This window comes from Flavobacterium sp. ABG (assembly GCF_001027725.1).
Taxonomy (GTDB): domain Bacteria; phylum Bacteroidota; class Bacteroidia; order Flavobacteriales; family Flavobacteriaceae; genus Flavobacterium; species Flavobacterium cupriresistens.
Genome location: NZ_LEKS01000027.1, coordinates 39998 through 62770, shown reverse-complemented (window position 1 = coordinate 62770; position 22773 = coordinate 39998). Strand labels below are relative to the sequence as shown.

At 35.2% G+C, this 22773-nt stretch carries 17 protein-coding genes; 10 read left to right on the top strand and 7 right to left on the bottom strand.

All coding sequences use genetic code 11. From position 1 onward, the window contains the following. The first annotated feature begins 26 nt into the window (after nucleotides 1-26). The 4 genes from glgB to AB674_RS20520 all read left to right on the top strand — a co-directional run bounded on the left by glgB (nucleotide 27) and on the right by AB674_RS20520 (nucleotide 7085). Nucleotides 27-1931, top strand: a complete 1905-nt coding sequence (gene glgB / locus AB674_RS20535; protein ID WP_047779167.1) for a 1,4-alpha-glucan branching protein GlgB — start codon at nucleotides 27-29, stop codon at nucleotides 1929-1931. A gap of 197 nt (nucleotides 1932-2128) precedes the next feature. Then, nucleotides 2129-4528 carry a glycoside hydrolase family 31 protein gene (locus AB674_RS20530; RefSeq protein ID WP_047779166.1) on the top strand — a complete coding sequence of 800 codons (2400 nt, stop codon included), beginning with the start codon at nucleotides 2129-2131 and terminating at the stop codon, nucleotides 4526-4528. Between the two features lie 84 nt (nucleotides 4529-4612). Then, nucleotides 4613-5422 carry a M48 family metallopeptidase gene (locus AB674_RS20525; protein ID WP_047779165.1) on the top strand — a complete coding sequence of 270 codons (810 nt, stop codon included), beginning with the start codon at nucleotides 4613-4615 and terminating at the stop codon, nucleotides 5420-5422. Between the two features lie 358 nt (nucleotides 5423-5780). Then, entirely contained in the window at nucleotides 5781-7085 is a 1305-nt protein-coding gene (locus tag AB674_RS20520) for an MFS transporter (protein ID WP_047779164.1), read from the top strand. 63 nt (nucleotides 7086-7148) lie between these two features. Here the strand turns inward: AB674_RS20520 and AB674_RS20515 are convergent, their stop codons facing one another. From AB674_RS20515 to AB674_RS20490, 6 genes are read right to left on the bottom strand one after another with little or no spacing between them, the layout of a single operon-like run. Next, nucleotides 7149-8984 carry a serine hydrolase gene (locus AB674_RS20515; protein ID WP_053004345.1) on the bottom strand — a complete coding sequence of 612 codons (1836 nt, stop codon included), beginning with the start codon at nucleotides 8982-8984 and terminating at the stop codon, nucleotides 7149-7151. A 55-nt stretch (nucleotides 8985-9039) separates the two neighbouring features. Then, a complete protein-coding gene (locus tag AB674_RS20510; RefSeq protein ID WP_047779163.1) occupies nucleotides 9040-10170 on the bottom strand; it encodes a serine hydrolase domain-containing protein in 1131 nt (376 codons plus the stop codon). Nucleotides 10171-10219: 49 nt separating this feature from the next. After that, nucleotides 10220-10942: a head GIN domain-containing protein gene (locus AB674_RS20505; RefSeq protein ID WP_047779162.1), complete on the bottom strand. Its 723-nt coding sequence runs from the start codon at nucleotides 10940-10942 to the stop codon at nucleotides 10220-10222. A 17-nt stretch (nucleotides 10943-10959) separates the two neighbouring features. Continuing rightward, entirely contained in the window at nucleotides 10960-12021 is a 1062-nt protein-coding gene (locus AB674_RS20500; RefSeq protein ID WP_047779161.1) for a hypothetical protein, read from the bottom strand. Next, nucleotides 12005-12544 carry a hypothetical protein gene (locus AB674_RS20495; protein ID WP_047779160.1) on the bottom strand — a complete coding sequence of 180 codons (540 nt, stop codon included), beginning with the start codon at nucleotides 12542-12544 and terminating at the stop codon, nucleotides 12005-12007. Before AB674_RS20495 ends, AB674_RS20500 begins: the two co-directional genes overlap by 17 nt. Continuing rightward, on the bottom strand, nucleotides 12541-13095 hold the full coding sequence (locus tag AB674_RS20490; protein WP_047779159.1) for an RNA polymerase sigma factor: 555 nt from the start codon (nucleotides 13093-13095) through the stop codon (nucleotides 12541-12543). The genes AB674_RS20495 and AB674_RS20490 overlap by 4 nt, the downstream gene beginning before the upstream one ends. Nucleotides 13096-13463: 368 nt before the next feature. Here AB674_RS20490 and lon point away from each other — a divergent pair, with 368 nt between their 5' ends. The 6 genes from lon to rpsA all read left to right on the top strand — a co-directional run bounded on the left by lon (nucleotide 13464) and on the right by rpsA (nucleotide 21893). Further along, nucleotides 13464-15917, top strand: a complete 2454-nt coding sequence (gene lon / locus AB674_RS20485) for an endopeptidase La (RefSeq protein WP_047779158.1) — start codon at nucleotides 13464-13466, stop codon at nucleotides 15915-15917. Between the two features lie 164 nt (nucleotides 15918-16081). Further along, entirely contained in the window at nucleotides 16082-17101 is a 1020-nt protein-coding gene (porQ, locus tag AB674_RS20480; protein WP_047779157.1) for a type IX secretion system protein PorQ, read from the top strand. Nucleotides 17102-17109: 8 nt separating this feature from the next. After that, entirely contained in the window at nucleotides 17110-17712 is a 603-nt protein-coding gene (locus AB674_RS20475; protein WP_047779156.1) for a murein L,D-transpeptidase catalytic domain-containing protein, read from the top strand. A 47-nt stretch (nucleotides 17713-17759) separates the two neighbouring features. Then, a complete protein-coding gene (gene cmk, locus AB674_RS20470) occupies nucleotides 17760-18452 on the top strand; it encodes a (d)CMP kinase (RefSeq protein ID WP_047779155.1) in 693 nt (230 codons plus the stop codon). Nucleotides 18453-18524: 72 nt separating this feature from the next. Beyond that, complete coding sequence (locus tag AB674_RS20465; RefSeq protein ID WP_047779154.1) at nucleotides 18525-19787, top strand: nucleoside permease; 1263 nt, start codon at nucleotides 18525-18527, stop codon at nucleotides 19785-19787. A gap of 330 nt (nucleotides 19788-20117) precedes the next feature. Then, nucleotides 20118-21893: a 30S ribosomal protein S1 gene (rpsA, locus tag AB674_RS20460; protein ID WP_047779153.1), complete on the top strand. Its 1776-nt coding sequence runs from the start codon at nucleotides 20118-20120 to the stop codon at nucleotides 21891-21893. Between the two features lie 327 nt (nucleotides 21894-22220). Here the strand turns inward: rpsA and AB674_RS20455 are convergent, their stop codons facing one another. Continuing rightward, nucleotides 22221-22742 (bottom strand): ExbD/TolR family protein, encoded by a 522-nt coding sequence (locus AB674_RS20455; RefSeq protein WP_047779152.1) that lies wholly within the window; start codon nucleotides 22740-22742, stop codon nucleotides 22221-22223. Nucleotides 22743-22773 lie beyond the last annotated feature (31 nt).

Here is a 22773-nt window from a genome sequence, read left to right as displayed (position 1 = left end):
CTAATTGTTGCCTTTAAAAACCAATTATGAATAAAGTTATTACGCACTCTCTTTTTACTGATTTTGACATCGATTTGTTCAAGGCCGGAAAGCATTTTAGACTGTATGAAAAGCTCGGAGCACATTTGACAGAAGTTGACGGAGTAAAAGGAGTTTATTTTGCGGTTTGGGCACCTACAGCAGCTACCGTTTCTGTTGTTGGTGATTTCAACTATTGGACACAGGACGAGCATCAGCTAGAGGTTCGCTGGGATTCTTCCGGAATTTGGGAGGGTTTTATTCCCAATATCGAAAAAGGATCACTTTACAAATATAAAATTAGATCGAATATAAATGGGGTGGTAACCGAAAAGGCTGATCCATTCTCTTTATACTGCGAAAAACCACCGCATACCGCTTCTGTTGTCTGGGATTTGAATTATGACTGGAAAGATGAAAACTGGATGCAATCGCGTCAGGAACACAATGGTCTTGATAAACCTTATTCGGTTTACGAAGTACATTTAGGCTCCTGGAAAAGGGGAGAAAACAATCGTTTTTTGACGTATTTGGAGCTTGCCGAAGATTTAGTTTCTTATGTTAAAGAAACAGGTTTTACACACGTAGAATTTATGCCGATTATGGAGTACCCTTATGATCCTTCGTGGGGGTATCAACTAACCGGATATTTTGCCCCAACTTCCCGTTTTGGAAAGCCTCAGGATTTCATGTTTTTGGTCGATAAATTACATCAGGCCGGAATAGGGGTGATTTTAGATTGGGTTCCGTCTCATTTTCCTGATGATGCACACGGTTTAGGCTTTTTTGACGGATCACATTTATACGAACATCCGGACCGCAGAAAAGGCTATCATCCGGATTGGAAAAGTTTGGTTTTTAATTACGGACGCAATGAAGTTCGGGCCTTTTTGATTAGCAATGCTGTTTTCTGGCTGCAACAGTACCATGCAGATAGTTTGAGGGTCGATGCCGTCGCTTCGATGTTGTACCTTGATTATTCCAGAAAAGAGGGCGAATGGGAGGCTAATATTTATGGAGGAAGAGAAAATCTCGAGACCATTAGTTTCTTAAAAGAGTTCAATGAAGTTATTTACGCTAATTTCGAAGGAGTTCAGACCATTGCAGAGGAAAGTACTTCTTTTCCGATGGTGTCAAGACCTGTGTTTTCAGGAGGTTTGGGTTTTGGAATGAAATGGATGATGGGCTGGATGCACGATACTTTAAAATATTTTCAAAAAGAGACCGTGTACAGAAAATACCACCAGAACGAATTGACTTTTTCGATGACCTACGCTTTTAGCGAAAATTTCATGTTGCCGTTTTCACACGATGAAGTGGTTTATGGAAAAAAATCAATTGCCAATAAAATGCCGGGTGATGAATGGCAAAAGTTTGCCAATTTACGTTTGTTGTACGGGTATATGTTTACGCATCCCGGCACCAAACTGTTGTTTATGGGCTGTGAGTTTGGGCAAAGTGATGAATGGAATTTTGAAAAAAGCCTTGACTGGCATTTATTGCAATACGATTATCATTCGGGAATAAAAAAAGTAATTACAGATTTAAATCAGTTCTATAAATCACATCCGGCATTGTACGAAAAACAGTTTGACAATGATGGTTTTGAATGGATTAATTATTCGGATCATCAAAATGCGGTGTTGGCCTACATTCGAAAAGGAAATGTTGCAAAAGAAAATTTGATTGTCGTTTGTAATTTCACACAAGTGATACGGGAAAAGTACCGAATCGGAATTCACCAAAAAGGGAAACTAAAACAGGTATTTAACAGTGATGATAAAAGTTATGGAGGAAGCGGAATCAGTAATCCGGGATCTCTAAAAATAGAAGCATCACCGTACGACGGAAGAGATTATTCGATTGAATTGACCTTGCCGCCTTTGAGTGTAACGATTTATTCTTTTGAATAGAACCAGTCAATTTTTGTACGATAGGATTTTGTTATTTTTTGGCTCGTAAATTATCGATTTTTTGCTTTTTTAAGATGGAATTGTTTACTCCCACAAAGAAAACGTTTTCGTGAATAAACCTCATATTTATAGAGGTTTAACTAGTTTTTTTGTATGTTTGAAAGAGATAGAATTGTTATAATTAATTTATCAGCGATATGATTACAAACACATCATTAGAATACAAAGGCGATTTATATCCATCAAAAATTGTCTCGTATGAACATGAAGGAGATTCCATTTTTTTTCACACAGACAATAAAGTAATCTTAAAAGTTACCATTCTCAGGGACAGTTTAATTCGGTTTCGCTTTACTACAAAAGGGTATTTTAGTACTGATTTTTCATATGCAATTGATAAAACACAGTTACACGGATATAATTTCCTTGAATTAACAGAAGAAGCGACTTATTTTCAAATCAGAACCAGCAAAGTAAAGTGTAAAATTCAAAAGGCTGATCTTCGTTTATCCATTTATGATTTAAATGATTTTCTTATTTTGGAAGACGAACTTGGTTTTCACTGGGAAGAAAGTTATGAATATGGTGGCAACATCGTAAAAATGAGTAAATCTTCTAAAGATGGAGAATGTTTTTATGGTTTAGGAGATAAAGCAACTCAGATGAATTTAAAAGGCAAAAGAGTAGAAAATTTTGCCACAGATCAATATGCTTTTCAAAAAGAACAAGATCCGCTATATAAAGTAGTTCCATTTTATATTGGCTTACATAACAAACAATCCTACGGGATTTTCTTTGACAATACCTTTAGAACTTTTTTCGATTTTTGTCAGGAAAGAAGGAATGTCACGAGTTTTTGGGCAGAAGGAGGAGAGATGAATTATTATTTCGTTTATGGTCCCCAAATGCAGGATGTTGTGACAACCTACACCGATTTGACAGGTAAACCCGAATTACCACCACTGTGGGTTTTGGGATATCATCAGTGTAAGTGGAGTTATTACCCGGAAAGTAAAGTAAAAGAAATTACCTCAAAATTTAGGGAGCTCAAAATTCCATGTGACGCGATTTATCTGGATATCGATTATATGGAAGGCTTTCGCTGTTTTACCTGGAATAAAGACTATTTTCCCGATCCAAAACGTATGGTCGCCGAATTGGCTGAAGACGGCTTTAAAACGGTTGTAATCATAGATCCCGGTATTAAAATTGACAAAGACTATTGGGTTTATAAAGAAGCATTAGAGAAAGATTATTTCTGCAAAAGAGCCGATGGTCCTTATATGAAAGGAAAGGTATGGCCCGGCGAATGTAATTTTCCCGATTATACTAATCCTGCAGTAAGAGAATGGTGGGCAGGATTATTCAAAGAATTAATTTCAGACTTTGGTGTAAAAGGAGTTTGGAATGATATGAACGAACCGGCCGTAATGGAGGTTCCAAATAAAACTTTTCCGATGGACGTTCGTCATGTTTATGATGGAAATCCGTGCAGTCATAGAAAAGCGCATAACATTTATGGTACGCAAATGGCCAGAGCGACGTATCATGGGGTAAAACGATTTGCTTATCCAAAACGACCGTTTGTGATTACAAGATCGGCCTATTCCGGTGCACAACGATATACCTCGTCCTGGACTGGGGATAATGTTGCCACTTGGGAACATTTGTGGATTGCTAATATTCAGGTACAGCGAATGTCGATTTCAGGAATGGGTTTTACCGGTTCTGATATTGGCGGCTTTGCTGAACAACCAACCGGAGAATTGTATGCGCGATGGATTCAATTAGGTGTATTTCATCCGTTTTGCAGAACACATTCTTCCGGAGATCATGGGAATCAGGAACCTTGGGCTTTTGACGAAGAAGTGATCAATATTACCCGAAAATTTGTCAGCCTTCGTTATCAATTATTGCCGTATTTGTACACCATGTTCTGGCAGTATATTGAAGAAGGGATTCCGATGTTAAAACCGCTTGTTTATTACGATCAGGAAGATACACAAACGCATTATCGCAATGATGAATTTATCTTTGGGAACCAGATATTAGTTTGCCCGATACTGGAACCTAACTCGTTAGGCAGACGTATGTACATTCCACGAGGAGAGTGGTACAATTACTGGACCAATGAGTTCTCAAACGGAGGAAGAGAAGTGTGGGTAGATACCAAATTTGATGAGATTCCAATTTTTGTAAAAGGGGGGGCTATCATTCCAAAATACCCCGTTCAGCAATATGTCGGAGAGCTAGAATTTGATGAATTGACACTGGATTTGTATTTCAAAAACGGAAAAGAAAAATCGTTTGTATACGAAGATTCTCAAGATGGTTACGATTACAAAAAAGGACGTTATAGCTTTCTGTCCTTCACCACAATTGGAAAAGAAAAAGAACTGATTGTGCAGTTGCACAAAGAAGGAAAATTCGAAACAAATTACAGCAAGTATAAAATCAATTTAATCGGACTGCCTTTTAAAGTGACAGCAATTGAAATTGATAATGAAAAAGTAGCTTTTGATGAAGTTAGCTTCTCAGAAAATCAATTTTTAATAGTAAATAAAGAATTCAGCGAACTTCATATCACAGGTGAATAGTACTATTTTGATATATTTTAATTGAATTATGTAAATATGGATTTCATAATTATCGTATTTTTGTTACTTTAAATATCAGGAATTATGAAAAAATATTGGTTAGGAGGAACAGCTGTTATTCTTTTGATGGGCTGTGCAACAAATCCGATTACAGGAAAGCAAAATTTGAACTTTGTTTCAAACAGTGAATTGTTTCCGTCTTCTTTTCAACAATATAACCAGTTTTTAACTGAAAATAAAGTGATTACGGGGACAGCAGATGCTAAAAAGGTAGAACTTGTTGGTATGAAAATTAAAGCTGCTGCAGAAAAATACCTGACGTATTTAGGACAAACACAATATTTAAAAGACTACCGTTGGGAATACAAGTTAGTTGACAATAAAGAAGTTAATGCCTGGTGTATGCCGGGAGGTAAAATTGTAGTGTATTCTGGTATTTTGCCGATCACCAAAGACGATGCAGGTTTAGCTACCGTAATGGGGCACGAGGTTTCGCATGCCTTGGCTAATCACGGAGCACAAAGAATGAGTGCGGCTCAATTGCAACAAATCGGAAGTGTTGCTCTGGGAGCAGCTACCAGTGGAAAAACACAACAAACACAACAAATATTCTCGCAAGCTTACGGACTTGGTACACAGGTTGGTGTTATGCTGCCATTTAGCAGAGGAAACGAAACCGAAGCAGACAAAATTGGACTGACACTTATGGCAATTGCCGGTTATAATCCGGATGACGCTGTAGCATTTTGGAGTAGAATGTCTGCTAAATCCGGCGGAGCATCAACTCCCGAGTTCATGAGTACACACCCGTCTGACGCTACAAGGATTGCAAACATAAAAGCATTGATACCTGAAGCAAAAGCTACGGCACTTAAGGTAGGAGTTATTAAATAGGGCTTCGACTTCGCTCAGCCTGACACTTTAGGTTTGGGGTTGTGTTTTTAGTCTTTGCTTTTTTTATACCGATTGTCCTGTTGAGCGAAGCACTTCAGCTTCGCTCAACAGGACATCTCAATTTTAAGTCTCCATTTTATTTGCACCGATTGTCAGGCTGAGCGAAGCCGAAGCCCCTACAGCTATAATTTAAAGCCATACACTTTAAACAAAAAAGGCTTTTCCCTATTATTTTTGTTGATCTTTGAAAAGTGCGATGAGTTTCTTTTTTTATAAAAAATGATGTTCTTAATACTGTAATAATGAATTCTTAATAAAAAAGAGATAAATTCGCAGCTTAATTAACCAACCCATTTTTATGAAGAACTTACAAAAAGGAGATAAAAAATTGCTAAATGCCTGGGCATTTTACGATTGGGCAAACTCTGTTTATACACTTACCATTGCATCAGCAGTATTTCCAATTTTCTACGACAGCTTATTCTCAGATGACAACCATTATATAGATGTTTTTGGGATGCACTTAAAAAATTCTGCTTTGATTAGTTTTATTACGGCGGCAGCATTCTTGGTGGTTTCTTTTATTTCCCCTTTCTTATCTGGTATTGCGGATTACGTTGGAAACAAAAAATCTTTTATGAAGTTCTTTTGTTACGTTGGAGCATTATCCTGCATGGGATTATATTGGTTTGATTTGGGTAATATTTATGTTGGGTTGGCATTCTATTTCTTAGGATTAATTGGTTATTGGGGAAGCTTGGTTTTCTATAATTCCTATCTTCCGGATATTGCTTTTCCGGAACAACAAGATAAAATTAGCGCCAAAGGCTATTCATTAGGATACGTGGGAAGTGTTCTCTTGTTAATTATTAATTTGGTGATGATTATGGGGGCAGAAAATGGAGCAGCTAAGATGCAAGCAATGCGTTATTCTTTTATCATGGTTGGTGTTTGGTGGGTTCTGTTCAGTCAGTATACTTATTTTTTCTTGCCTAAAGGAAGTAAAGAAACTACTCAGAAATTATCACGTGATGTTATATTTAATGGTTTCAAAGAGCTAAAAAAAGTTTGGGGTCTTATGAAAGAGAATATTCCATTGAAACGTTACTTGGGAGGTTTTTTTGTTTCAAGTATGGCGGTGCAAACCGTTATGTTAGTTGCTACTTATTTTGGGGCTCAGGAGATTCAATGGGAGACAGAGGAAGATGGTACTATTGGTTTAATAAAATGTATCTTGATCATACAGTTGGTAGCCGTTGTGGGTGCGATTTGTACTTCAAAAGCTTCAAATAAATGGGGTAATATCCCAACCCTGATCGTAATCAATGGTATTTGGGCTACATTTTGTGCTTTGATCTATTTTATCACTTTACCAATTGAGTTTTATGTAATGGCAACCATGGCAGGATTTGTAATGGGTGGAATTCAGTCTTTGTCTCGTTCTACTTATTCGAAATTATTGCCGGAAACAGAAGATACAGCTTCGTTTTTTAGTTTCTACGATGTTGCGGAAAAAATTGGAATCGTAATCGGAATGTGTGTTTACGGAATTATTGATCAAATTACCGGAAGCCCGCGTGCGGCAATCGTTATTTTAGCTCTTTTCTTCTTAACATCTATTTTTCTTTTGAGAAGAGTTCCAAAAAATGCTACTTCAAAGTAATTGGTAGGTCAAAAGACCAGTTGTAAATCTATTTTAATAAAGAGTAATACCCTGATAAATCCTTTACGGATTCATTAGGGTATTAATTTTTGCAATCATCTGTCTGGCATTGTTGTTCTGAGGATTTAACTCCAATGATTTTTTATAGTTTTGTTTTGCTAATTCTAATTTTCCGGTTAACTCATAGATTTCGCCCAAACTATCATACACATTTGCGGATTGTGGGTATTCGCTGCAGTTAAGTGAAAATAACTGTATCGAAAGAGCGGTTTGCTTTTTGTTATAAACACTGTATCCTAAATTGTTGATGGCCTCTTCAAAATTAAAATCAGGATATTTTTGTCTCAACTTTTTGAATGCAACAACGGCAGTTTCAAATTTAGAGTTATCAAAAATTTCAATCATCTTGGTTTGTGGAGTCCTGATTTCATCTAATGTAAGTTCCAGTTTTTTAACCGCATCACCTTGGCGGGAAATGGTGATTCCTTTTAACTCATTTTTGTTATTCAAGTTAAATTGAATGTTATTTGGGTAATTGTCAACCTTAAAAGTATTGTTGCCTAGATAGTACATGCTGCTTTTTTCGGTATCAAAATTTTCTTTGAAGAAAGGGGAATGGAGGTATAGTTTTTTGTTTTCTTCGAAGATTTTTGTCGTTCCGAGACGGTTATAGCCGTAAAGAATTTCGGTGTAATATCCTTTTATGGCATTACGTAGTGGCAAGGGAATTTCTTTAGTTGTTTGTTCATCGACCGGAATAGTCCAATTAAGTTTGTTTATAATCTCTTTAGTGATATAACTCATGAGAGGATAACGATTAGGTTTGTCACCATTGGCTAAAATCGCAATTCCGTTCCCTTTTTTCATAGTGGCTAAAAGTTCTCCGCCAACGCCTGTGTTAGAGCCATCGTGTGTAAACCAATCCAGATTGCCCCAACCTAAACTTCGTTGCCAGCCGTAACTCCAGCCTCTTGGTCCGTTTAATGTTACGATTTGGGTCACTTTTTGAGCAACGGTTGTAGAAATTACAGTGTTTCCTTTGCCTAATAAAGCCTTTTGCATTTCGATGGCAATAGTGGCCAGATCAGTGGGAGTAGACCATAAACCCGAAGGAGCTACTTGTGGCGTAATCGGGATTCCGGTTTTGATAATTTCTCCTTTTGAATTATGCACTTTTGCAATATTGGTTAAAAATCCGTTTTCATTGGGTTGAATCATGGTTGAGTTTTGCAATTTTAAAGGATCAAGCAGCTGTTCTTTTACAATTTGGGCCAACGGCTTTCCAAGATGGTCTTCGATAGCACATTGAAGGATCACATATCCACCGCCGCTGTATTCCCAATTGGTTCCCGGTTTAAAAAGAAACTCAATTTCTTTTTTGGATCTGGGCAATAATTTTCCTTGAAGACTCTCCACAATTGTCGGAATTGAATCACCTTGATAATAATCTTCAAAACCACCTTGACTTGTTCCGGCAGTATGAGCTAAAAGCTGTTTCCAGGTTACATTGCTGCTTTTTGTGAAGTCATTTTCGGGTAATTTCCATCTTTTAAGGTATTTGGAAATAGGATCGTCCAGATTAATTAAACCTTTTTCTTCCAGAATAGCGCAAACTATTGCCGTAATGGGCTTTGATATGGAAGCGGTAGAAAAAGCCGTATTTGCATTGATTTTTTCTGGCGAGTCAGCTGCTTTAATTCCCCATTCGTTTGTCCAGATTATTTTGTAATTTTCAAATACTGCAACACTTAAGCCTTTTAGATTATGTTGAGCCATAAGTGATGTTGTACTTGCTTTTAAACTATTTAAAGCACTTATTTCAACTGTATTTTCTTTGTTCTGACCAAAAGTGAAGGCATAAGAAAGCACCAGAAGGAAAATGTAAATTGTCCGTCTCATTATTATCGGTTTTTTTAAGGAATGGTTTTTAGATTACGCTAATTCTTTGCATTTTTTAGGGCGTAGCATTTTTAGCAACAGGTTTTAAATCTGCCAAGAGACCTTCGGCAACAGCCTCCAGATGTGTTCCTGAATCTTTATCACTTTGATTCATGATAATTGAAAAACCTAAATTATACTCTGAGTGTATTTTAAGTATATTTTGTGTGCCATTAGAGCCTCCATCTTTGGCGTAAGCAATAGTTTTATCGGGAGACTGTTGAATTTCCCAAAAATAACCCATATCGCCATTTGTATAAATTCTTCGATGGGATTCAATAACAACCTTGTTCGTTCTGTCCAGTTCAAATTTTATAAATTTAATTAAGTCACTCATAGTAGATTTGAGCATCTTAGAAGCACCCCAAAGATTGCTGGATAAAGGAGTCATTAGTAATCCGCTTGCATTATAGCCGTTGGCAAGTACATCGGTAGCAGTCAATTTGACCTTTGTGGATTTCATTCCGGCTTTGTCAAAAATATGTTGCTGTAATAAATACTGGTAGTTCTTTTTGTAAACATTCTCCAGAATATGGGCACACAATTCAGGGCCTAGTGCTCCGTATTTAAAGGCTGTACCCGGAAGAGTGTCCACTTTTACCTGTCGCAGAGCAGTAAAAAAATCGGTTTTGGTATACGATTTGTCAAGTCTGTTTTTGTGAACAAGAAAGCTGTCAGGGCTGTATTTTTGTCTAATTTCTTTGGTATCCGGAAAGGGAGTTAATATCCCGCTTCTGTGGGTAATTAGATTTTTAATTCTTATTGGATTTTTCTGAAACTCCAAATTTGAAAATTCTTCGTTCAGGTATTTCCGAATGTCATCGTCTAATCTTATTTTCCCGTCCAGGACTGCATTTGCAACAAGTGTCCCAGTAAATACTTTTGTAGTAGAAGCGATTTCAAAAAGAGTCTCGTCAGTAGCTTTGTTTCCTTTTCCTTTGTCGATTTCGCCATAATGTCTGGTGTAGACTTTATCGTCTATTACAACACCAATGGAGACAGAATAAGCCTTTGAATTGGTTAGTAATGTAGCGGCATTTTTATCGAGAGAGGCAAAGATCTCTTTTTCGCTAATTGAGTTTGCTTTTTGCTGGCTTAGACATGGAAAACCGATGCTTAATAAAAAAGCAATAATTAAATTTCTCATGGTTTTTACGTTATTAATTATTGCTTTTTATGATTTTAGTTAGCTGATTTTATGCCTTGGAAATGTTTCCTGAACCCGAAACTTTTACATCACGTTTCTCTGGATTCCCTTCATATTTGATATTACCGGATCCGGATACTCTTGCTGTTAGAGTTTCATTGCAGTTAACACGACCGTTGCCGGAACCTGAAATGTTGATATCAGCATTTTTTGATTTCAAGTCCGCTGCATCTATATCTCCTGAACCTGATAGTTTAGTGGTGAAATTATTGGCTGTTCCTTTCAATCGTACATTTCCTGATCCGCTTAAATTAAGATCCAGATCATTGGAATCGATACCTAAATTAAAGTTTCCTGAACCGGAAAGTTTAGCCGAAAATTTATCGTTTTTGATATTGTTTTTAGTTTGAATATCTCCTGAACCGGATAAAGTCACTTGAGATATTTTTTCGAACGGAATCGTAATTTGTATTTTTTGACGGGAACGAATATTGGTGTTTTTCTTCATGGAAATTTTCAAAGTATTTTCTGAAACTTCAACCTGTACCAATGGAAGTAAATTTTCTTCTCCTTTGAGGGTAATATTTCCTTCTTTTCCCGAAACCAGGTCTACATCAAAAGAACCTGAGACTTTTATTCCGTCATAATCACTTGTGTTTCGGGTTTCGGTACTTATTTTACCGTTTCCTGTTACCTTATTTGACGACTGTGCATTAGCTGTTAAGCTTAAAAGAAATGCACCACAAACTAATAATTGAATTGATTTTTTCATATTTTTACTTTTTTTGGTTATTGTTTTTTAGTTAACGTTACACTGCCATAACTTGAATTGACAGCGATTTTATTTTGTCCTTTTTTCTTATAAAAGCCACTTATTCTTTTACTACTGTTTTTAGTTTCTGAAGATGAGATATCTAATGAACCATCATTTTTAATACCACCATATCGATTGTTGATATCAAAATCAAAAGCGAAGTTAGTATCATAACCCAATGAAATATCGGAGTATTCGGAGGTTACAGTCACGTTATTGGCTTTTTCGTTTATGATTCCAACACTTAGTTTACTGTAGGTCAGATCGGCGCTTAAGTTGCTTAAGAGCTCTCCAACATTGACTGTAAGGTAATTTCCGGAACCGGTAACAGAGCCTATTTTTTCAAACTTAAATTTCCCGTAATTACAATCGTACTTAACACTTTGTCCATCACCAATCACTAGGTCTGTATAATTGGTGTCGAGGGTAATTTTACCGGCATCATTGATTTTTAGTCCGGAATATCGGGCTTCAATAGTTCCGCTTTTAATATAATCAATGGTTGAATTTTGACAGTACTCAATTTGAATGTTATTAGCATTTCCGTTTAATTTACTAAGTTCTACTTTGCCGTATTTGCAGAAAATATCAGTAGTAGAAGCCAGATCACCCGTAATAATGTTTCCATATTTGTTACTAAGTTTTACTGTCCCGTTTTTTGGAATTTTAATGACATAGTTAATTTCAAAACTATTGCTGCTTCCTCTGCTTTTAAAAGAAGAACTTCCAAGCGACGTTACAGCGCTAACCATTGCTTTTAAAGCCGTAATATCTACCGTTATGCTATTTAATCTTTCGTTTACCCAATTTTCATTTCCTCCTGTTACTTTGATGGTAATGTCCAGATCAATTTTATCTTCATCCCAGGTTGTTACAGTGATGTTACCGTATTTATTGTCAATATCTATTCCGGCATTGGAATTGACGATATAGGTTTTTTTGATTGTTTTTTGTTTTGAAATGTAGCCTTCATCGTTTGAAAATCCCAAGAAAGGAATCAAAAGAAAGAGCATTAGGAGGTTATAGTGTTTTTTCATGTGTCGTATTTTTTAAGTTTTCGTTTTCTTCTATTCGTTGTAAAACCGTTTGTAAAAAAGAGATTCGGGTTTGAAGATTGCTAATCATGGCGTAAATAATCTGTTTGTTTTCGCCATTTTTCTGTAATTCGTTTATGATTTTCTGGTAATCGGCATCAAAAACTTTCATCTGTTTTAAAGCGTCATTTATAATTTGCTCATTTTCAGGTGAACTTTTTTCTTTTAGTTTAACCAGTTCGTTATCAATTAAAATATTGAATATAGAATCGGTTCGTTTGGTTTCGTTGGACGCAAATTGAAACTGCTTTGGCTTCGCGTCGTTGTTATAAAAAACAGATATTCCAATCAGTAAGGCAATAGACGCTGCAATTCCCCACATGGCATAATTATTTCTCTTAGGTTTCTTTTGATGGTTTAGTTTATTCAGGAAATCAAGTTGGTGATCCGGATTTATTTCCTGTACATCCCACTGATTTTCTAATTTTTTAAACAATTGTTCTAAGTTGTCATTTTCCTTTTTCATATTTCCTCTAATTTTTTTCGTAAATTTTCTTTAGCTCTGCTTAATGTGGTCCGACAATTGGCATAGCTGATATTTAAAATTTCGCAAATTTCTTCCTGATCATAACCTTCAATAAAAAAGAGGGTCAAAACCATTCTGTAATTGTCTTTTAATCCTAAAATAGCATCTAAGACCTGTTTTACTTTTAAGGAGTTCAAATCAATACTTTCAGAAAAGAAACTATCATCTTCCTCAATTTTGTAAAGTGTCTTGCTTAAATCCTCGATTTGAAGAGCATTATTCTTTCTATAAAAATCAATACTGTAATTGACAATTATTTTTTTTAACCACGCCCCAAAAGCAACTTCCTGCTTATAGTCGTTAATTTTTGTAAAAGCTTTCAAAAAACCTTCCTGCATGACGTCTTGTGCAAAATGTTCGTCTTTTACAATTCTGTACGCCACATTATACATGGCTTTACAATAACGGTTGTAAACTTCGAATTGTGCTTTTTGATTGTTCTCTTTACAAAGCGTGATTAATTCTTCGATATTTTGGTTTGTTATATTCAAGTAATGGTTGCTAGTTTTTAATAAGGACTTTGCTTTTTTGGGTTTGTTACAGTTTCAATGAAAATTAATTTATTTTTTTTCTGAAATATTCTTTTTTTGTTTGATAGTCGTTGTTCATTGGGGAGTAGGAGTGGTTGTAATTGATTGTCTATTCCTGATTTGTGTTTTTATTAAAGCCGTCAGAAGGTTTAGGATTATCCACACAATAAAATTAAGGTATAAATTTGTTTTGGCACAATGATTGTCTATTTTTACGGTCTATCTTGTGGAGGATATACTTAGGATTGTTTTACCAAAAACTAGCATATCTAAGACCATATCTACAGTTAGGATTGAACTTTTAATGACAAAACGACTTATATATTATTATGTCAAACCATAAAATACTTACTATTGACAATCTGTCACTTCAAGAATTTGACTCAGAGGCAGAATTAATTCCATTATTAACTCCAGAAGACGAAGAAGAAATGAATAACGAAGAGCTTCCGCTTTCGTTACCTATCTTGCCTTTGCGTAATACTGTTTTATTTCCTGGTGTTGTGATTCCTATTTCGGCAGGAAGAGATAAGTCTATAAAATTAATTAATGATGCGAATGCCGGTGGAAAAATCATTGGTGTTGTTTCTCAAATTAATGAAGAAGATGAAGATCCGTCTAAAGATGATATTCATAAAATCGGAACAGTAGCAAGAATTCTGCGTGTTCTGAAAATGCCTGACGGGAATGTTACTGTAATTCTACAAGGAAAAAAACGTTTTGAAATTGACGAAGTCGTTTCAGAGGATCCTTATATTACGGCTACTATAAAAGAAGTTTCAGAAGAGCGTCCCGATGAAAATGATACCGAATTTGTAGCGATTTTGGACTCTGTTAAAGAGTTGGCTATTCAAATTATAAAAGAAAGTCCAAACATTCCTTCCGAAGCTACTTTTGCGATTAAAAACATTGAAAGCCAGTCGTTTTTAATCAATTTTGTTTCTTCTAATATGAATTTATCGGTAAAAGAAAAACAAGGTTTATTATCGATAAACGGATTAAAAGACAGAGCTCTTGAAACTTTACGTTATATGAATGTAGAGTTGCAAAAATTAGAATTGAAAAATGACATTCAGTCAAAAGTTCGTTTTGATTTAGATCAGCAACAACGCGAGTATTTCCTTCATCAGCAAATGAAAACCATTCAGGAAGAATTGGGAGGCGTTTCGCAGGAAGAGGAAATGGACGAAATGGGGCTGAAAGCAAAAACTAAAAAATGGGACGAGAAAACGCAAAAACATTTCGAAAAAGAACTGTCAAAAATGCGTAGAATGAATCCACAATCTCCTGATTTCGGGATTCAACGTAACTATTTAGAGTTGTTTTTAGAATTGCCTTGGGGTGAATATTCTAAAGATAAATTTGATTTAAAACACGCTCAGAAAATATTAGACAAAGATCATTTCGGACTTGAAGAAGTTAAGAAAAGAATGGTAGAACATTTGGCTGTACTGAAACTTCGTAACGATATGAAATCGCCAATTATTTGTTTAACAGGACCTCCGGGTGTTGGTAAAACCTCTATTGGTCGTTCTGTTGCCGAGGCTTTAGGACGTGAGTATGTGCGTATTTCGTTAGGTGGTTTACGTGACGAAGCAGAAATTCGCGGACATAGAAAAACCTATATCGGTGCCATGCCGGGAAGAATTATCCAGAGTTTGAAAAAAGCAGGAACATCAAATCCGGTTTTTATTTTAGATGAAATTGATAAACTTTCAAGCGGAAACAGTGGTGACCCTTCTTCTGCTTTATTAGAAGTTTTAGATCCGGAGCAAAACAATTCTTTTTATGATAATTTCCTTGAAATGGGATATGATTTGTCTAAAGTAATGTTTATTGCGACTTCAAATAATATGTCAGCCATTCAGCCGGCATTACGTGACAGAATGGAAGTGATTAAAATGTCAGGGTATACGATTGAAGAAAAAGTGGAAATTGCAAAAAGACACCTTTTTCCAAAGCAATTAGAAGCACACGGTTTAACGACTAAAGATTTGACAATTGGTAAAAAACAATTGGAGAAAATTGTAGAAGGATATACACGTGAATCCGGTGTTCGTAATCTTGAGAATAAAATTGCTCAGGTCATTCGTAATGCAGCAAAAGCAGTTGCAATGGAGGAGGAATACAATAAAAAAGTTACAGATGAAGATATTGTAACTGTTTTAGGTGTGCCAAGATTAGAGCGTGATAAATACGAAAATAACGATGTTGCAGGAGTTGTAACAGGTTTGGCTTGGACAAGTGTTGGAGGAGATATTTTATTTATTGAATCTTTGATCTCTGAAGGGAAAGGAGCTCTTACCATTACAGGAAATCTAGGAAATGTAATGAAGGAATCGGCTACAATTGCTTTAGAATACATCAAAGCAAATGCTAAGAAATTAGGTCTTAGTGTTGAGTTGTTCCAGAAATACAACATTCACTTACACGTTCCGGAAGGAGCTACGCCAAAAGACGGTCCAAGTGCCGGTATCGCCATGTTGACTTCTTTGGTTTCTTTGTTAACGCAAAAGAAAGTAAAGAAAAGTCTTGCTATGACAGGAGAGATTACGCTTCGTGGAAAAGTTTTGCCGGTAGGTGGAATTAAAGAGAAGATTCTAGCGGCCAAAAGAGCCAACATCAAAGAGATTATCCTATGTCACGAAAACAAAAGTGATATTGACGAAATAAAAGCGGAATATTTAGAAGGACTGACCTTTCATTATGTAAAAGAAATGAGTGAAGTATTGGCTTTGGCATTGACAGATCAAAATGTTAAAAACGCTAAAACGCTAAAATAAATTTCTATATAAAATCCCAAAAATATAAATTCCAAATTCCAATAAACTGATGCTTTTTTAGTTTGGAATTTGGAATTTATATTTTTGGGATTTATTTATTTTTATAAGTTTATAATTTTATCTTCGCAGTTGCGTTATCTCCCTATAGGAACGCCTCAAAAAGCATGTTAAAACGACTTGTTGTATTTTTTATGTTATTGATTTGTTCGATTTCTTTCGGGCAAATAGGGGGTCGTTACACGTATCAGTTTCTTAATTTAACGACTTCACCAAGGCAGGCAGCGTTAGGTGGAAAAACGATTACAATTTACGACGACGATGTGAATCAGGTTATGTTTAATCCGGCGACTTTAAACGAAGATATGGACAATCATCTGGCTATGAATTACGGAAGTTATTACGGTCAGGCCTCTTACGGGACGGCTTCCTACGCTTATACGTATGACAGGCATTTGCAGACTTTTTATGCCGGAGTAAGTTATGTAAATTACGGTACATTTGAAGGTTATGACGAAAACGGTCAGGCGACTTCAGATTTTACAGGTAATGAAGGAGCGCTTTCGTTAGGGTATGCGTATAATATTCCTTTTACAGATGTTCATGTTGGAGCGAATGTGAAGCTAATAACTTCAACGCTAGAAACTTATAATTCTATCGGTGGTGCAATTGATTTAGGTTTTTTGTATATAATTGAAAAAAATGATTTAAATTTGGCTCTTGTAATTCGAAATATTGGAACTCAGTTCACAACTTATTCCGGAATACAGGAAAAATTGCCCCTTGAAATTATTGCAGGAGTGTCGCAAGAACTAGAGCACGTGCCGCTTCGCTGGCATCTTACTTTAGAGAATTTGCAACAATGGAATGTTTCGTTCTCGAATCCGGTTCGTGGCGAAACAAACTTAGACGGTACGGCGAGTAAAGAGAAAGTTTCTTTTGTAAACAACGCCTTACGACATGTTATTGTTGGTGTCGAGCTTTTTCCTAAAAAAGCATTTAATATCAGATTGGGGTATAATTTTAGAAGAGGTGAGGAGTTAAGAATTGAGGAACAACGTAATTTTTCGGGAGTTTCTTTAGGGTTTGGTTTAAAAATGAATCGATTAAAGTTTAATTACTCATATTCAAAATATACTTTAGCGGCTAATACTAGTCTTTTTGGACTAATGTTTAACTTTCAATAGGTGATTTTATGAAGCTATTTTATTTAATTCTCTTGGTAACTGCAGGTTTTTTTAATACCTCAAATATTGCTTTGGAAGATGAGGATGTATTGACTGCTATAGATATTGAAAGGATAAATACCCATATCAATGAGGTAAAGGAAAAGATTGCGATTAGCTCTAATTACAATCAAAAAATTGCTTTTCTGGTTGATATGAAAATCAAATCCGGTAGAAATCGTTTTTTTGTGTACGACATTGAAAATGATAAAATTATAGATCAAGGACTTGTTGCCCACGGATCCGGATCAGAAACTGGAGTTGGTGGGGAGTTAAAATTTAGCAATACACCGGAATCTAAAGCAACTGCATTAGGAAGATACTCCATCGAAAAATGTTATAAAGGAATTTTTGGTAAGGCCTACAGACTTGCTGGTCTGGATGAAACCAATAATAACGCTTTGAAAAGAGCTATAGTTTTACATCGATATTCAGCTGTTCCTGAAAATGAACAGGATTATTATATTTCACGCAGCCAGGGTTGCCCAATGGTTAGTGAAGCCTTCTTCAAAAGAATAGAAAAAATAATTGATACTTCCAGATCAAGAATTATTTTAGATATTTACTATTAAAAAATCGTCCACACTTATTATTAATTTATAAAATCAAAAAGATTATTTTGAAAAAAATAACCATTGCAATTGACGGATTTTCGTCAACAGGAAAGAGTACTTTAGCAAAACAATTGGCAAAAGAATTAGAATACGTATACGTCGATACGGGAGCAATGTACAGAGCGGTCGCTTTATTTGCAATGCAAAATCAATTAATAGGACCTGAATTCTTCGATAAAACAGGCCTTGTGGATTTCCTTCCAAAAATTCAATTAGAGTTTAAATTCAATGCAGATTTAGGATTTGCAGAAATGTATCTGAATGATGAGAATGTTGAAAAACAGATAAGAACCATTGAGGTGTCCAGCTACGTAAGCAAAGTGGCTGAAATTTCAGAAGTACGTGCTAAATTAGTAGAGCAACAAAAAGAAATGGGTAAAAACAAAGCTATCGTTATGGATGGCAGAGATATAGGTACTGTGGTTTTTCCTAATGCTGAACTTAAAATTTTTATGACTGCAAGTGCGGAAACGCGTGCGCAGAGGCGTTTTGATGAATTACAGGAAAAAGGTGATGCTGTTTCGTATGAAGAGGTTTTGAAAAATGTGGTCGAAAGAGATTATATTGACACACATCGCGCAGATTCTCCATTAGTAATTGCAGATGATGCAATTGAAATCGATAATTCTTATTTAGATAGAGAAGAACAATTTTCAGCTGTTCTTGAATTAGTAAATGATGTTGTTAAAACGGTTTAATTTTTTGTAGATCTCATTTTTAATGGTAGTTTTACCGCTTCATTTATTATTTTACAAAGACAATTTTATTATATGAGTATAAAATTAAGGCTGACAATTATGAATTTCCTCCAATTTTTTGTTTGGGGAATATGGTTGATTTCATTAGGTGGATATATGGGCCAGGTTTTTGGTCCTTTAGAAGGAGGTAGTATTGGCTTGTCTATAGGAAGAACTTATGCTTCTATGGGATGGGCAAGTTTATTCATGCCTGCTTTACTTGGGATCATTGCTGATAAATATTTTAGTGCGCAAAAAGTTTTGGGAATTGCTCATGTTATTGCTGGAATTGCAATTTTCTTTGCAACTAAAGCGACTAATTCAACAGAAATGTATTGGATTATTTTTGTAACAAGTTGTTTTTATATGCCAACAATAGCCTTAAACAACTCCGTTAGTTACGCGGTCTTAAATAAATTTAGTTTTGATGTTCAAAAAGCATTTACTCCAATTCGTGTATGGGGAACAGTTGGATTTATTATAGCAATGTGGGTAACGGATTTGACTGATTGGAAATCAAGTACGAATCAGTTTGTTTTTGCGGCCGTTGCCATGATTGTTACTGGTATATATTCATTCTCTATGCCTGATGTTCCTGCTGAAAATAAAAACACAAACCAATCATTTTCTAGTAGATTCGGATTAGATAGTTTTGTGCTTTTTAAGCAAAAGAAAATGGCTATATTTTTTGTTTTTGCGATGCTTTTAGGTGCTGCATTACAAGTTACTAATATGTTTGGTGATACTTTTATAAGAAGTTTTGGTTCTAATCCTGAGTATCAAGGAACCTTTGGAGTGGAGCACTCCGTATTTATTATTTCATTATCTCAAATTTCAGAGACACTTTTTATTCTGACTATTCCTTTCTTTTTGAAGAGATTTGGTATTAAACAGGTAATGGTTTTTAGTATGATTGCATGGGTATTACGTTTCGCTTTATTTGGTATCGGAAATCCTGGATCAGGTGTGATTTTCCTTGTTTTATCAATGATCGTTTACGGAATGGCTTTTGACTTTTTTAATATCTCAGGTTCATTATTTGTTGAAAGAGAAACGGATAGCAAAATTAGATCAAGTGCTCAAGGATTATTTATGCTAATGACTAATGGTATTGGAGCAATTTTAGGAGGTGAATTTGCTGGAAGAACGGTAGGTTATTTTACTGATGGAAATACAGTGCAATGGTCTAATGTTTGGTTTTCATTTGCTGGTTATGCATTTGTAATTCTAATTTTGTTTGCTTTTCTTTTTAAGTATAAACACGATCCAAAGGAGGTTGAGAATTTAAGGCATTAAATAAGATTAATTTTAGCGATTAAATGAAATAGAATGTTAAGTCATTTTTGATTTTAATTTATTCAAACCCGACAGGTTTTTAAAACCTGTCGGGTTTAATTATTTTTTAAGGTTTTAGAACTTAAAATACATCAACTGTACTACTGCAGAAAGCCTAGCCTGATAATCATTTGTATTTTATTTTGTCAGTACAAATAAATGTAGTAATTTTGCAGTCCTTTTGGCAGAGTAGAGTTTCCACTAGGTATCAACAATTTATGTAAAACAACTTCTGTTTTTTCTATCGCTTTATGAAACTCAAGAAAAACAGAATACAAATTTTTTATCAGCATGTCTGAACAATTAAAATCACAAGAAGAGTTTTTAGCAAATTTTAACTGGCATAACTTCCAAGAAGGAATTGATGCAGTAGATGAGAAAAACTTATTAGAATTCGAAGAACTAGTTTCAAAAACTTTCATCGCTACAGATCAAGAAGAAGTAGTAGAAGGTGTAGTTGTTAGAATTACAGATAGAGACGTTATCGTTGATATCAACGCAAAATCGGAAGGTGTTATTTCTTTAAACGAATTCCGTTACAACCCAAACTTAAAAGTAGGTGACAAAGTAGAAGTATTAATCGACATCCGTGAGGACAAAACAGGTCAATTAGTATTATCTCACAGAAAAGCACGTACTATCAAATCTTGGGATAGAGTTATTGCTGCAAATGAAACAGGAGAAATCGTTAATGGTTTTGTAAAATGCAGAACTAAAGGTGGTATGATCGTTGACGTTTTCGGTATTGAAGCTTTCTTACCTGGATCTCAAATTGACGTTAAGCCAATTAGAGACTACGATGTATATGTAAACAAAATGATGGAATTCAAAGTGGTAAAAATTAACCACGAATTCAAAAACGTTGTTGTATCTCATAAAGCGCTTATCGAAGCTGATATCGAAGTACAGAAAAAAGAAATCATCGGTCAATTACAAAAAGGACAAGTATTAGAAGGTGTTGTTAAAAACATTACTTCTTATGGTGTGTTTATTGACTTAGGTGGTGTTGATGGATTAATTCACATTACTGACCTTTCTTGGAGTAGAATCAACCACCCAAGTGAAGTTCTTGAATTAGACCAAAAATTAAACGTTGTAATCCTTGATTTCGATGATGAGAAAACAAGAATTCAATTAGGATTGAAACAATTAAACGCTCACCCATGGGATGCTTTAGATGCTAATTTAACTATTGGTGATAAAGTAAAAGGTAAAGTAGTTGTAATCGCTGATTACGGTGCTTTCATCGAAGTTGCTGAAGGTGTTGAAGGTTTAATCCACGTTTCTGAAATGTCATGGTCTACTCATTTACGTTCTGCTCAGGATTTCGTAAAAGTTGGAGATGTTGTTGAAGCTGTTATCTTAACTTTAGATAGAGATGACCGTAAAATGTCATTAGGTATCAAACAATTGACTCAAGATCCATGGACTGATATCACTTCTAAATACCCAGTAGGTTCTAAACATACAGGTATCGTTAGAAACTTTACAAACTTTGGTATTTTCGTAGAATTAGAAGAAGGAATTGATGGATTAATTTACATCTCTGACTTATCTTGGACTAAGAAAATCAAACACCCATCTGAATTTGTAAATGTTGGTGAAAAACTTGATGTAGTAGTATTAGAATTAGATGTTGAAGGACGTAAATTATCTTTAGGTCACAAACAAACTACTGCTAATCCTTGGGATCAATACGAAGATTCTTTCGCTGTAGGAACTATCCACAATGGTGAGATTTCTGAAATCGTTGACAAAGGAGCTACTGTAGAATTCGGAGATGATATCGTTGCTTTCATTCCTACTCGTCACCTTGAAAAAGAAGACGGAAAGAAATTGAAAAAAGGTGATACTGCTGATTTCAAAGTAATCGAATTTAACAAAGAATTCAAAAGAGTAGTTGCTTCTCACACTGCTATCTTCCGTGAAGAAGAAGAGAAAAATGTGAAAACTGCAACTGAAAATACTTCATCTACTTCTACAAATGCACCAGCTGCAACTTTAGGAGATAACAATGATGTATTAGCTGCATTAAAAGCTAAAATGGAAAAAACTGAGAAAAAATAATTCTCAGAGACGCACAGCAGTGCGTCTTTACACATCCATACAGAAAGTCCCACAGCAATGTGGGACTTTTTTTTATGTTCTAATTTTTAGAATTAGGTTTCAGAAGACTCACTATTCAAATAATAGCTGGAAAAAACCTTATACTGTTATTTTAAAAGCGTTTTTGGATAAAAATTAGTCTATTTAAGAAAGATCTTTGTTCAAGGTTTTGATCTGTTCTGAGAATTAACAGATTATTTAGTAAGTTCTTTTTTAAAATGAGGAGATTTCGGTTTCCTCATTTTTATTTAAAATCGGATGTACTTGCGATTTCGCAAGTTGACAAAACTAGTTAGAGGCTAATAATTTAGTTTCTTCAGGAGTAAAATCATTTGCAATTGCATAGGAGCTAATTCCTGTTATCTTCATTTCATCCAAAATATCGACCAGATTGCCGTAATTAGATTTTTTGGTAGGTTTTATAATTACTGTAATTCCACTTCCGGGTTTCCCGCGACGGGAAGAATATTCAAGCATATTTTTATTTCTAATTAAAAGTTCTTTGCGAATTCCCTCTTTCCCATAATTTAATTCTTTTGGAGCCATAATCGGATATGCCAGAAGTCCTATATATACTACCAATTTATTATTATCATCCAGTAATATTGTTACCGAACGATTTTCACCATAACAACACAGACCGCAAGTATCACCGCAATCAGGCACACTTAAATCCATTGTTTTTGGCTTTGCCAATTCAGTAGCAACCATAAAGAATATTATCAACAGAAAAGAGACGCTTACCATAGCAGTTAAGTCGATTTTTGGGCCTAATTTTTTACTTCTGACTTTTTTTGGGAGTTGCTGCATATTTGATGAATTTGTTGTTAAAGTAGAAAAA